Raw genomic sequence first — 12454 nt, 5'->3', positions numbered from 1 at the left:
GGACGCCGCTCCGAGCTAGCCGACGACCGTCACCGGGGTACCCGGCCCGATCCGGGTCACCATCCACGTGAGCGTCGAGGTATCGAGGCGCACGCAGCCGTGCGAGGCCGCCGTCCCGAGCACGCCGCCGACGTTGTCGAGGCCGTGCATCGCGATCTGCCCGGGCCCACCGTCGAACTCCTGGAGCACGTTCGAGCGCGCGCTGAGCGCAAATGCGTACGGTGCCCCGACGGCGTCAGCTGGAAGCTGCAGCACCTCCTCGACGAAGAACTTCCCGGCGGGGGTGGGCGTCGAAGGCTTGCCGACGACCACGGCCGCGGTGCGCACGGCGTACCCGTCGTAGTCGACGGTCAGCGTGCGCCTCGTCGTGTCCACCACGACGGAATAGTCCGTCGCAGAGGTGCGGGTCCCGCTCGCCGTGATCCAGCCGCTGCGCCCGTCGGGCCGTCCCGGGAGCATCACCTGGAGCCACACCCCGCCATGAAACTGCGCGGTGCCGAGGACGGGGAGCACGGTCTGCTCTCCGGTGAGCGGCCGCACCGCCTGGACGTCGGTGAGCGGCCGCACCGCCTGGACGTCGGTCAGCGCCCGCGAGGTGCCTCCCGGTCGGGAGTACGCCTCGTGAGCCGAGAGGAGCACCGCGAGTCGCCGGCCGGACGTCGCCGCCGCGCCTTGGCCCGAAGGGCCGGAGACGACGGCGCTCTCGACACCCACGGCCCCGTGTGTCGAGTACGCGAAGCCGAGGAAGCCGAGGAGCACCGCGGCCGAGAGCAGCCCGCCGCGGATGCCCCACGCGGCGCGCACGCTCACCATCGGCCGCGCACCTCGGCTTCTGCCGTCACGCAGCCCCGGCGTCAACCCGTGAAGCCGACGTGCGCTCGGGCGGGCTTCGCAAAGCTGACGGGCTTGGCCGCCTTCGTCGCGGCTGCGGCCTTCGCCGCAGCTCTCGCCCTCGCCCTCTTCCTCGCTGTCTTGGCTGCCTTGGCCACGGTCGCCTTGGCGGCCGCGGCGGCCGTCGCGGTGGTCGTCGCGGTCGTGCCCGGTGCCGTCGTCGCGGTGACCGAGCCGGCCGTCGCCCCCGAAGGAGTCGTGGTCACGGTCGTCGCGGTGGCCGCCGCGCACCTCGACGCGGTGATCGTGTCGCTGTCGAGGGTGACAGCGCCGTTACGGGCGAGCACCCGTCCGTCGACCGTCACGCTCGTGGTCACCGTGATGCTCTGCAGTGCGAGCACCGTCCCCACGAACTTGGAGGAGGTGCCGAGCGTCGCCGAGCTGCCGATCTGCCAGAAGACGTTGCAGGACTGCGCGCCGTTGATCAGCACGACCTGGCTCGCGGAGGCCGTGGTGAGCGTCGAACCCGCCTGGAAGACGAAGACGGCGCCGGCGTTGCCCTGACCGTTCAAGGTGAGGGTGCCGGTGAGCCCGAGCGAGGACGCGGAGTTGTAGACGCCGGCCGTCAACGCCTGACCGCCGAGGTCGGCGGTGACCGGGGAGGTCGGCCCCTGCCTGGCGGCGTTGCCGTAGGCGGTGACGAGATCGGTCTTTGCCTGCTGGGTGACAGCGTCTCCGGCGTGGTTCGTCCCGTTCACGGTGAGCGAGCCGGTACCCGTTTCGGTGGTGGTCGGGTAGGTGCCGACGTCGCCGTTGATCGTGGTCGGGCCGGTGTTGGTCATCCCGGCTCCCGCCAGTACGCCGAAGCTTTCCGCCGTTCCGAGCGGAACCGACACGGCAGCTGCACCGGCGGGGCCGGAGAGGAGCAGCGACAAAGGGGCGACGAGGCCGGTGACGAGGGCGAGCGCCAGCATGGAGCGCGCGCGGTGAAGGTTTCTCGGGCCCATTCCGCTTACCTCGATCCGTTCTTCTGGCCTGTTGCCAGTTTTCGGTCGGAGATCGCCGGCCTCGATGTTCAGAACCCTTACATCTGATGTCTATTACCGGTAATACATTTCATGAAACGTGGGTAGATGCTCTCCATGGAGAACTGGAGCTTCCTCACCAACCACGGCCAGGCACTCCTCTGCATCGCCAAGGACCCCGGTACGCGACTTCGCGACATCGCCGACGCGCTGCAGATCACCGAGCGGAGGGCGCAAGGGATCGTCACCGACCTGACCGAGGCGGGCTACGTGAAGAAGGGGCGCGAGGGCCGGCGCAACCGCTACGAGGTGCTCGCCCACCTCCCGCTTAGAGCGGCGGTCGGGCCGGACCTGACCGTTGGCGAACTCCTGAACCTCTTCGTCGAACCGAGCAGCACCCTATCGAGAGAGACATCATGAGCAACAGCAGCGACCTTCCATCAACGGGCGCCGAGCTCGGAGTCCCGCCGCCGGACGCGACCGCGGCCGTACCGGTTGATGCGGCGGCCGCGGTCGACCGACCGAGCGCGCAGGCTGAGGTGCCAGGCAAGGGTGCGCGCAGGAGACGCCAAGCGCGAGAGGACAGAGCCCACACCCGCATCAGCGGAGCGTGGGCGGCGGTCACCGTCGGCGTCGTCGTCGGCATCGCCCTCATCGACTTCGTCGTCGAGAACACCCGCTCGGTCCGAGTGGACTTCTTCTCCGCGAGCGGGCGCATGCCGGTCGCTGTCGCACTCCTGGCCGCGGCAGCCGCGGGGGCAACCGTGGTGCTCGTCGTCGGAATCTGCCGTACCACCCAGCTCCGTCTGTCGATCAGACGTCGACGAGGGAAAGCGAGCGCCAACGCGACCAGCGCCACTCAGGATTCCGCGCTCGTCACGACTGAAGATCGGCCGTGAGCGGGGGTGAAGTCGAAAGGCTGATGAGCGAGTTCACCGGCATCTCGATCTCCGAAGCACGGGTCGAGTCCAAGCTCGCCGGCTCCGTCACGCTCACCTTCTGTCTGTTCCCGACGCCGATCCCGGTCCAGTGGAAGTCGATGTTCATGCACATCAGCGGCGACAAGCACGGTTCGGTGATCTCCACGACGAATCCCGTGCTGCACGGGAACGACGTCGTGTGGGCCGTCGTCGAGGGAGACATCCCAAACGCGAAGCACTTCGTCGAAGAGCGGGTCGGACAAGCCAATGCGCTGTTCGGTCAAATGCTCGTCGACGTCGCGCGACAGGACTCGCAGAAGACGGCTGCAACCTTGCCGTCGGAGATCGCGCGACTGCAGCGCCTGCTGGACGAGGCGTAGCGCTAAAGCACACGTGGCAGACAGTTGCTCGCCGAATACGAACCGGGCGACAACCAATCTCTATCTCTCTCGGCTGTCGAGGAGCGTCACCGCCGCGGGGGACGACCCGCTGGATCGCGAGGTGTCGCCGCGTTCGCGATGGCCACGAGCGGACGGTCGTCACTGACCTCAATGAACGGTCACCCTTCGACTCGCCGTGAGCTTCCTTTGGCCCTTGGCGTAGGTGAGCAGCAGTACATAACGGCCGGCCGGGGGCCTTCGCGCAGCGACGAGCCGCACCAGGCCCTTTAGATAGGTACCCGAAGCGACCACGTGAGCCGCCACTTCGAGCTTCGCAGTCGCCCTCGACGCCGCCGTGAACGTCACGGCTCGGGACACGACACTCTCGAAAATCGTGTCCGGGCCGCCGATGCGTTAATAACAGCGCATCTGTGCCTCGCCTGACCGATGCGACAAAAGTATCGCATTAGCGACGTACACTCTGCATGTGGCAATTTCGACGCACCAACCTCGGTGGTACCGCATCCGCGACGAAGCGTCGCTTGGCGATGCAATCGCAGCTGTCAGGAAGGCGAGTGGAAGGAGCCAGGAGCAGCTCGCCGCGCGCATCGGAGCAGAACGGGCCTCGATCCGCCGGATCGAACAGGGCCGCCTCGCCGTGCTCGGCAGGATCATGAAGGCACTCGGCGTCTGCGGCTACGAGCTGATCGCGGTACCGCGTGGCACGAAGGTCACGGTCGAGTAGGTGCCTGGCGACGTCCTCAACATCTGGATCGACGGGCGGGTAGTCGCCACTTTGCAGCGTGCCCGCTCGGACATCCGCCTCCAGTACGAGCCCGACGAGCAGCAGCGCTCCGGTGACGGCTCGATCGTGCTGTCGACGTCGCTTCCTGTGCGGTCGCAGCCCTACGACGGGGACGTGGTCGGATACTGGCTCGAGGGAGTGCTTCCTGAGGGCGAGGCCCGCACCGTCCTCGAGTCGCTCTACGACGTCCGCCGAGGTGACGCGTTCGGGCTCCTCCGCCGCATCGGCCGTGAGTGCGCCGGCGCGGTCGCGTTCCTTCCTGAGGGCAGAGAGCCGGCGCCACCAGGCCGGCCGAAACCGATCACCGACGACGAGCTCGCCGAGGCAATCACCAACCTCCCCGCCCACCCCCTCGGCGACACGGCCGAATCGGGGATCTCCCTCGGGGGCCTGCAATCGAAGCTCCTCGTCTGCAAGACGCCCGACGGCTGGGCACTTCCTGCCAACGGTGCTCCCTCGACCCACATCATGAAGCCAGCGCCGGCGCAGCATCTCGGCCTTGCAAGGGCCGAGGCCTACGCGATGAACCTCGCTGCGGCCGCGGGCCTCTCGGCGGCCGCCGTTGACCTCCTCGTCGTCGACGGCCGCGACGTGCTCGTGGTCGAGCGCTTCGACCGGGAACTCGTCGACGGTGTCACCCGCCGCCTGCACCAAGAGGACGCCTGTCAGGCACTCGGACGCGACCCGCGGGACCGGCGGAAGTACCAACAGGCCACTGGCGGCCCCTCCTACGGTGCGATCGCCAAGCTCCTTTCCGCTCACGCCGTCGACGTCGACCGGGAGCTCCGCGCGCTCACGGAGGCGATGACCTTCACATGTGCGATCGGCAATACCGACGCCCACGGCAAGAACCACGGCTTCCTCATTGCCGATGGGACGCTCTCCCTCGCCCCGATCTATGACGCCGCGCCGACCGAGTCGTTCGTGGCGGGGCGGAACCTCGCGATGTACGTCGGGGCGCAGACGCGGATCGACCGCGTCAACCGGATCCAGCTCGCGCTCGAAGCTCACTCGTGGGGGCTCCCCAAGTCGTCGGTGACCGACCTCATCGACGAGACACTCAATCGCATCAGGGACGCGCTCGGGAACGTCGCCACCGACGATGTCCCGCGAGAGGTCGTCGAGGACGTCGCTCAGTACCACCAGCGGCTCGCCGAGTCGCGCGTCCTCCAACGCGGCTGAATCCACCTCCCTTTGGGTGGGGAGCAGAAGCTGTTGCGATCACCGCGCCGTCGGGGCCCTCCCGCGAGGCGCTGACGGCGCGGGCCGCTACCGAGCCGGCAGCGAGGACGCGCCGCGGTCGCATGTGGGACGCGTGTTATGTGACACGGCACGAACGCGAGAACCGTCGTTCCGCGTGCTCTGCGCAGCCGCGAGCGCTCAGCATGGCCTCGTTGACCGGGCGCGGATATTCGGCGTTCGGCCGCCGTTCTAACCAGACGTGCCAAGAGCGTTGAGAAATGATGCGGCGATTGGGCCGTCGGTCGGACCGCCGTAGCCGCCGTCGACGACGAGCACCGCGAAGGCAACGTTCCCGCGAAAGCCGATGAGCCAGGCGTCGGTCGGGAGCGGGTTGCCACTCCCGTACTCGGCGGTCCCGGTCTTCGCGTAGGTCCCGGATGGCAGACCCTGGTTCGCGGCGGTCCCGCTCGCGACGACATCGGCCATCATCACGTGCAGATCATCCACCACGTCGGTGGGCAGACGGTGGGTCGGTGCCCGGTCGTCCGGCGCCCCGAGCACGAGGCGCGGCTCACGCACGACCCCCGAATCGATCGCCGCGGCGACCATCGCCATGTCGAGCGGCGAGACGAGCACGCTGCCCTGACCGATTGCGGTGGCAGCGAGCCCGGCGGCGCTGGTCGGCGTCGGCACGCTGCCGCCGAAGACTGTGAGCCCAATGTCGGGCGACGTGCCGACGTCGTATTCGGCGGCCGCGGCGGGAAGGTTCGCCGGATCGAGGTTTTTCGTCGTGAGACCAATGAACGCGGTGTTGCAGGACTCGGTAAAAGCCTGGGCCATGTTCTGCACTGGAGCGTCACCTTCGGCATTGTGAAACAGCTCGCCGCCGACGGTGATCGTCGTCGGGCAGCTTGCCGACGAGCTGGGTGAAAGACCGTGCTCGATGAGCGCGGTGCTCGTGATCGTCTTGAACGTTGAGCCGGGCGGGAAGGTCCCGTCGAAAGCTTGATCGAACGCGTCACTGCTCGGGTCGCTCACCGAGGCGAGCAGCTGGCCGGTGCTGGCGTCGACGGCGACGAGGGCGGCTGGCTTGTCTTCGTGCGCGAGCGCTGCCTCCGCGGCGCGTTGCACCGTGGGGTTGATGGAGGTACGTACCGGGGTGCCGGGCACCGGCTTCTTGCTCGCAAGCGTCGCCAACGTCGACCCGTCATCGCTCACCACCGAGATCGTGGTTCCGGGAGTCCCGGCGAGCTGGGCCTGGTCGTACTGTTCGAGTCCGGTCTGGCCTACGACGCTCGTCGTGTCATATGGGGCGCCGAGCGCGTGCAGCTCCTGGGCGGTGATCGGACCCACGCTCCCGACGAGGTGGGCCTCGAGTCCCGGCGTGACGGCCTCGCGCGCCTCGGAGGTCTGGAAAACGGTTCCCGGTAGCGGATAGAGGGTCGGCTTCAGCTGCAGGTACCGGGCCCATGAGACCGTGAAGACGGGCTCGAAGTACGCTGGCTTCACCTTCGCTGTGGCGAGAGCGGCGCTCGCTTCCGCGCTCGTCGCTCCGGCAGCGACGAGCGCCGCTGAAAGCGAGGACGGGTCTTTCACGTATTTCCCCTCGATGCCGACAGTCACCGTTTCCTCCTCGGCCGTGAGCGCCACGTTGCCGGCGCCGAGAATTGGGGCACGGGGCGGCCAGGTCGCCGTCAGGGCAAATTGACTGGCTGGACGGAGGGACGGGTCGATCGTCTCGGGCGTCCATTGCACGAGCCAGCGACCGGAACGCTCCACCAGGTGCAAGGTCGTGTGGACCGTCCACACACCGAACCCAGGGATCGTGAGGTGCTCGGTCACCGGGACCCGTGCCGCGGTGCCAGAGACGATGGGTGCGCCAGCTTTGTAGCTCGCCTTGGTCACTTCGAGGTCAGAAATCGCCGCACCGTTGATGCTCGCGAATGCGGCGGGCGGGTCTGCCACGAGGCGCCGCATCGAGGACCAGTTGCGTGACGTCCATCCCGTCAGGAACGCCCCGATCGTCGTCTGCGGTCCGGCTGACGCGCTACTGCACGCGGCCAGGAGGCCAGCGACGGAGAGAGTCGTCAGGAGCAACGGCGTCCGGGTTGCTCGGACGTTCGTGACACGACCCCGTAGCTGCATGAGAAACCAGGCTAGGGGCCGGTCCGAGCGACGTGCGGGACACATCACCGTCTCGATATGTGCTCTTGCCAGCCGGGGCGGAAGAGCCTCCGCGGTTCGCGGATCAGTCAGTATGTTCCCGACGGAGGCGCCGCGGCGCGGGAAAGGCACGCTCTTCCAAGCACGCGTTGAGAGGCGCACGGACTAAGGAAGTCCCGCGGTTCTGCACGGTGCCCCGGTTGAGACGGTGACGGGAGCCAGCTTCACCTCCATCGCTTTCGAAAAATCACTTCAAGGCGCGATCACCAAGTTCCGTCAGACTGCCGCGAAGAAAGCCACTGAACTCGGGACGACCGTGCCCGTAATCAGCTGCAAGCCGATGGCGAACGGCGACAAAGAATGTTTGGGCGCCCCGACGGGGATTCGCTACGGCGTACTTCGGCTACGGGTGAGCTTCGTCTCGGGCTAGACGGGTTTGGTTCGGCAGAGGCCGTGCTGGAGAGAGATTAGAAGAACACCCGCTCGGCGCAGTGGTTGCCTCGATTGGGCAGGCGCCCGTGTCCGTTAGCGATCCGAGCTCAGACGGCCTTTGGCCGGCAGGTTCTCGAGGGCGCCCCCTCTCGGACCGTGAGGCGACAGAACGTCGTCGTCATGGTGGTTCCATTCGAGCGCGGAGTCGGCGTTCTACGCGCTGAGAAGAGCCCCATAACAACGGTCAAACTCGCTGTCGTCGCGCAGCGAACGCGCCGGTATGGGACACGGTTTCCCATCTCCGCGACGTCCTGGCTGCCAGTCTCGTCCGGCGGTCCAGAGGGGTTGACGCTTCCTCACAGGCGCTGCGGGGGCGGGGGGCTTATCCACAGTCCTCTGACCTGGGCACTGACAAAAAGCTGCGCGAAAGCCCAGGTCGTCACTGACACGCCACTGACAAAAAACTGCTCTCACTGACAAAAAGTGAGTTGGCGACACCACCAGCTACTTTGTGGAGCCCGGGGTCGGGATTGAACCGACGACCTGCGCATTACGAGTGCACGATACAGCGTCCAGCGAGTCCTTCCTAGTCCTGTCACCTGGGGTTTTACTGTCCGCTCCGTCTTCATTGTCTGGCTCATTCCAGGCAGTTTTGGAGAGGAGTGAGCCAACAAGTGAGCCGGCGGTCCTCTCGTCAGCTGGTCCGGTGGACCTGACGATTGGCCTTGTACTCGTCGACAAAAGCGCGACTGCTGCGCCACTGCCCGTCATTCCCCTTCTGAGCGCGCAACCGCCCCCGGCTCGCGGCCATCTTCAACGCACCTTCGGAAATCTGGTCGTCGGCGAGGGCGGCCAACGGCACCAGACGCCGCGGCCCGGCAACGGCTGGAACGATGAAGCGGTAGAGATTGTCGAGCACCGCGCGGGCCAACATCTCTCCGAGCGCCCCCGGGTCGCCGTCGTCAGCTGCGCGAAGCGCCCGCAAATATCTCGAGCGATCGCGCTTGTAGACGATGGCGGGGGCGTAGCCGAGGCGTACGAGGAGGAGGTTCATCAGCAGGCGCCCAGCGCGCCCGTTTCCATCGAGAAAGGGGTGGATTCGCTCGAATTGAGCGTGCAGCAATCCCAACTCCTCGAAGGGCGACGCCGCATCTGCGAGGGCGTCGGCTCGTCGTACCCACTCTCGCATGGCGCCCGGCACCTCGGGCCAGCTCGGCGGTTTCATGCCTCCGGGAAACGGCGCGATGTCGTGCTCGCGAAAGCTTCCCGGTGATTCCCTGGGGGTCGCCTGCGAATGAGGGGCAACTTCCCATACGGGGCCGAGCGCAACCTGATGGATCCAGCGCACCTCGGAGAGCATCAGCGCGGAGCCGTCGGAGCGCTCGGGCTTGAGCGCCTGTTCGTAGACCCACTTCGCGGCGTCCGCGTAGCCCTTCACCTCCATGTACTCGGCGAGCTCCTTGTTGCCGACAGCTCGTCCTTCGGAGAGAAGCGCCTCGACCTGCTTGAGAACGAGGGTGTTGCCCTCGATCGCTGTGGAGTGGTGCGCTTCCTCGTACCAGATGGTCGTCCAGATGCCCCCTGCCTCGGCGGGGTCAGGGAGACCGCCCAGGCGCTCGTGCAGCTCGGCGAACGCCTCGTCGAGGCGGCTGTAGATCTCAACCCGCCTCGGGCGACCGGGCATGTCCCCTCCGATGTTGTGCGCACGCGGCGAAATAATCGAACAGCACGACTTTACCTGGGCCGTGCGCAGACGAACGATTAGTTAGACAGCACAACTCGGCCAGGCGGACTCGGCGCTGCGGGACACGGCGCGATGCCCCGTTCGCGATTCGAGCAAGCCCATGTGCGACCGATCGATCAATTCGCGATTTTGCGCTTACCCGCCGTTTACATTCGTCGACCGATGTTCGTCTCCGATCTACGGCACTTCTTGGACATCCCCGACGATGCGCCCGGTCCAGCTCGCAAGATGGCCCAGCACTTGGGATCGGTCGTTCAAGCTGCAACTGCCGCCGACGCGAGCACGCCGTGGACCACGGCTCTAGCTTGCCGACGTCGGCCTCGGAATCGACCCTGCACCGGGCACATCGCCGTGTTCCGCGCTGACCTTCCGGCTGCGATCGAGTGGCAGTGCAACGTCTGCGGTGACGAAGGAGTGATCAGCGGGTGGGAGGAGTCGCCGTTCGATCTCAGACTCCCTGGTAACCACACCAGGAATGGCCCGAATCATGAGATATTCCTGAGCGACGAGCTGGCTGGGGCTTTGCGGGAGTTGACCCTGCTCGACGTCGAGTGCGAACGCCTCGTATACAGGATGCGTTCCTCCGGCGAGGACAACATCCTCGAGGCCAGCGCTGACGAGCTCGACGAGCTACTCGGCTTCGTGGCGGCTGACGCGAACCACGAGATCAATCCCAATCGAAGAAGGCGCTTGGATCGCGCCTTCGCGGTATTGAGCGACGCGCTCGGGACCTGGGAGTCGGGGGGCGGATCCGACTCCTCCGACAGTGCTCATAGGTCAAGCGGGGAGCCCGGTCCAGATGCGAGGGATATCACGGGCAGATGGAACATCGTGGAAATGGACCTGTGGGATAGCGAGGCTCTCGACCTGGTAGCACCAGCCTTCATCGAGTTCTCCTCCGACCACCGAGGCAGCTTCGGTTTCATCGCGGTCACCGGGTGGATCGACTGGCGCATTTCCGACGTCGATCGCTTCGATGTCGAGTTCAGCTGGGACGGAAACGACGAGGGGGGCCACATCACCGGACGAGGTTGGGCCACCCTCGGAGACGCCGAAGCCCTACACGGTCACCTCTACTTCCACCTCGGTGACGACTCCGGCTTTCGCGCCGAGCGATTCAGGAAGTGACTCAAATCGCGGGTCGCACCGGCCGCAACCTCGAAGAGGCGGGCCAAGCCCAGACCAGTGGTGTATGACGACCACCACACCAACCATTGGTGTTGCTGCTAGCTGACGGCCTCGAGTTCGGCCGACGTGCTCACCTCCTTGTTGTCGATGGCGCCGCCGACGAGGACCCGCACCCTGGTCTTCGCGAGCGACTCCTGGCTCATGTAGCGCCGGGCGACCGCCCACTCGTCGTGCTGCTCGGCGAGCACCGCCCCGACGAGGCGGATGCAGGCGGCGCGGTTCGGGAAGATGCCGACGACGTCGGTGCGGCGGCGGATCTCGCGGTTGAGGCGCTCCTGGTAGAAGTCGGGCCGGGGCGCGGTGTGCCGCTTGCGCAGGCATCCGTTTCCCCGGCCCGCTCACCGAACCGGACGTGCGCGTTCCCACGCATCCGGCTCTCCACAGGCTCGTGCCAGTCGGTCATGCCGCCTCTTCGATCGCGCTGCTCGTCCACGGCGAAGGGATGTTGTTCGCCCGGTAGCGGTAGCGGGTGACCGGCACCGTCATCGGGTCGAACAGCGTGACCTTGCCGTCCGTCGGCCACCACCCAGGGAGATAGCGGCGACGGAGCTGCTTCCAGTTGGCCTTCGGGTGCTTGTGGCGGAGCCAACAGATGACCCGCCTCCAGGTGAAGCGACGGAGGTAGTCGAAGGTGGCCTTCGACGTGCCGTGCCGGAAGTAGTTGACCCATCCTCGAACGACCGGGCTGAGCCGGTAGCAAAGGACGGCGAGCGGCTGGTTGGTGGCCTCCCTGGTCATCGTGCGCACCTTGGTCTTCACCTTGGCCAGTGCGGCCTTGGTCGGGAAGGTGTACACGGTCGGCTTCCCCGAGCCTCGTTTCGGCTGGCGCTGGATGCGGAAGCCGAGGAAGTCGAACCCCTCGTCGATGTGGGCGATCTTCGTCTTCTCCTCCGACAGGCGAAGGCCAATCGGTAAGAGCACCGCTGCCACCTCTTCACGCAGGTCCTCGGCGTGGGAGCGGGTGCCCTTCACCAGAACCACGAAGTCGTCCGCATAGCGGACGAGGCGGTAGGTGGCGAGCCCCTTCTTCCGGCGCCGGTGACGTGCGCCCGAGTTACCCATCTGCTGCCAGGCATCGACGAAGTGCTCGTCGATGACCGACAGGGCGATGTTCGCGAGCAGCGGCGAGAGGATCCCTCCCTGGGGCGTGCCGGTGTTGTTGTCCCGCTCGAAGACTGAACGAGAGTCGCCTCGGTTCGACTACTCCGAGGCGTGCATTGCTGACCGGCCCATATCCGCCAGGTTGGAGCCGGCGGTCCACTTGAGGGGGTTCCACCACTGGTTTCTGCACTCGTACACCTCTCCGTCTTGCTTGCCGGACCCGAGCCGTCTGGCAGTGCCGACCCGTTCCGTCGTTGTCGAGGCTGCTCCCACCCTCCCCGGCGTCTCCCGGGTCGGGCTGCCTCCAGCTACATCAGGCCGCTGCGACAGCCCGAAGGCGGAGCCCTTTCATCTCCGCCGGGTCAGATGGCGCCTCGTGGCGCACGGGGTTGTTGCTCCATATCTGGCGCCAGTGCTCGGGCGGGAGCGCGCTGAACGCCAACAGGTCCCCCTCGGCGTCGGTGAGGAGCTCGGCGACCGCGGGGAACTGGGTCTCGAGCTGGTCGACGACCCGATTGAACTGCGCCTTCACCTGGGTGACGTCGGGCTGGGCGAAGATCGTCCGCACGAGCGTGGCGACGAGGCCCTGGGCGGACTTCGGGACGCGGGTCAACAGGTTGCGCATGGCGTGTGTTCTGCACCGCTGCCAGGAGGCCCCGTCCAAGACCGCGGCGATGGCGCCC

Annotated in this window: 12 protein-coding genes and 2 pseudogenes; 6 read left to right on the top strand and 8 right to left on the bottom strand. The window is 66.8% G+C overall.

The genetic code is table 11. The features are described 5' to 3' along the window. Positions 1-15 precede the first annotated feature (15 nt). On the bottom strand, positions 16-813 hold the full coding sequence (locus tag VNF07_03195) for a L,D-transpeptidase (protein HVB05238.1): 798 nt from the start codon (positions 811-813) through the stop codon (positions 16-18). 41 nt (positions 814-854) lie between these two features. Further along, entirely contained in the window at positions 855-1805 is a 951-nt protein-coding gene (locus VNF07_03190; protein HVB05237.1) for an ice-binding family protein, read from the bottom strand. Between the two features lie 159 nt (positions 1806-1964). Here VNF07_03190 and VNF07_03185 point away from each other — a divergent pair, with 159 nt between their 5' ends. The 5 genes from VNF07_03185 (at position 1965) to VNF07_03165 (ending at position 5143) form a co-directional block, all read left to right on the top strand. Then, positions 1965-2276 carry an ArsR family transcriptional regulator gene (locus VNF07_03185; GenBank protein HVB05236.1) on the top strand — a complete coding sequence of 104 codons (312 nt, stop codon included), beginning with the start codon at positions 1965-1967 and terminating at the stop codon, positions 2274-2276. Continuing rightward, positions 2273-2755, top strand: coding sequence for a lipopolysaccharide assembly protein LapA domain-containing protein (locus VNF07_03180; GenBank protein ID HVB05235.1), 483 nt, complete (start codon positions 2273-2275; stop codon positions 2753-2755). The genes VNF07_03185 and VNF07_03180 overlap by 4 nt, the downstream gene beginning before the upstream one ends. A 23-nt stretch (positions 2756-2778) precedes the next feature. Beyond that, on the top strand, positions 2779-3156 hold the full coding sequence (locus VNF07_03175; GenBank protein HVB05234.1) for a hypothetical protein: 378 nt from the start codon (positions 2779-2781) through the stop codon (positions 3154-3156). Between the two features lie 487 nt (positions 3157-3643). Next, positions 3644-3901: a helix-turn-helix transcriptional regulator gene (locus tag VNF07_03170; protein ID HVB05233.1), complete on the top strand. Its 258-nt coding sequence runs from the start codon at positions 3644-3646 to the stop codon at positions 3899-3901. Then, positions 3902-5143: a HipA domain-containing protein gene (locus VNF07_03165; protein HVB05232.1), complete on the top strand. Its 1242-nt coding sequence runs from the start codon at positions 3902-3904 to the stop codon at positions 5141-5143. It begins immediately after the preceding gene. Between the two features lie 249 nt (positions 5144-5392). On the opposite strand, the gene VNF07_03160 is transcribed toward VNF07_03165, so the two are convergent. Both VNF07_03160 and VNF07_03155 read right to left on the bottom strand, forming a co-directional pair. Next, a complete protein-coding gene (locus VNF07_03160) occupies positions 5393-7120 on the bottom strand; it encodes a penicillin-binding transpeptidase domain-containing protein (GenBank protein HVB05231.1) in 1728 nt (575 codons plus the stop codon). A 1312-nt stretch (positions 7121-8432) separates the two neighbouring features. After that, positions 8433-9422, bottom strand: coding sequence for a Fic family protein (locus VNF07_03155; GenBank protein HVB05230.1), 990 nt, complete (start codon positions 9420-9422; stop codon positions 8433-8435). A gap of 411 nt (positions 9423-9833) precedes the next feature. Here VNF07_03155 and VNF07_03150 point away from each other — a divergent pair, with 411 nt between their 5' ends. Then, positions 9834-10610, top strand: coding sequence for a hypothetical protein (locus tag VNF07_03150; protein ID HVB05229.1), 777 nt, complete (start codon positions 9834-9836; stop codon positions 10608-10610). A 98-nt stretch (positions 10611-10708) separates the two neighbouring features. Here VNF07_03150 and VNF07_03145 read toward each other — a convergent pair. From VNF07_03145 to VNF07_03130, 4 genes and pseudogenes are all read right to left on the bottom strand, one after another. After that, positions 10709-10945 (bottom strand): annotated as a pseudogene (locus tag VNF07_03145) (transposase). A gap of 124 nt (positions 10946-11069) precedes the next feature. Beyond that, on the bottom strand, positions 11070-11429 hold the full coding sequence (locus tag VNF07_03140; GenBank protein ID HVB05228.1) for a group II intron maturase-specific domain-containing protein: 360 nt from the start codon (positions 11427-11429) through the stop codon (positions 11070-11072). 84 nt (positions 11430-11513) lie between these two features. Then, positions 11514-11825: pseudogene (locus tag VNF07_03135) on the bottom strand (reverse transcriptase/maturase family protein). Between the two features lie 259 nt (positions 11826-12084). Next, a partial coding sequence (locus tag VNF07_03130; GenBank protein ID HVB05227.1) for a transposase occupies positions 12085-12454 on the bottom strand: 370 nt, incomplete at its 5' end.

It is taken from the genome of Acidimicrobiales bacterium, from assembly GCA_035533595.1.
Lineage (GTDB): Bacteria > Actinomycetota > Acidimicrobiia > Acidimicrobiales > Bog-793 > DATLTN01.
This window is presented reverse-complemented; position numbering and strand designations above follow the sequence as displayed.

Coding starts and splice junctions, on each gene's coding strand:
- VNF07_03195 (HVB05238.1), bottom strand. CDS start 813: ATGGTGAGCGTGCGCGCCGCGTGGGGCATCCGCGGCGGGCTGCTCTCG.
- VNF07_03190 (HVB05237.1), bottom strand. CDS start 1,805: ATGCTGGCGCTCGCCCTCGTCACCGGCCTCGTCGCCCCTTTGTCGCTG.
- VNF07_03185 (HVB05236.1), top strand. CDS start 1,965: ATGCTCTCCATGGAGAACTGGAGCTTCCTCACCAACCACGGCCAGGCA.
- VNF07_03180 (HVB05235.1), top strand. CDS start 2,273: ATGAGCAACAGCAGCGACCTTCCATCAACGGGCGCCGAGCTCGGAGTC.
- VNF07_03175 (HVB05234.1), top strand. CDS start 2,779: ATGAGCGAGTTCACCGGCATCTCGATCTCCGAAGCACGGGTCGAGTCC.
- VNF07_03160 (HVB05231.1), bottom strand. CDS start 7,120: ATGCGGCGCCTCGTGGCAGACCCGCCCGCCGCATTCGCGAGCATCAAC.
- VNF07_03155 (HVB05230.1), bottom strand. CDS start 9,422: ATGCCCGGTCGCCCGAGGCGGGTTGAGATCTACAGCCGCCTCGACGAG.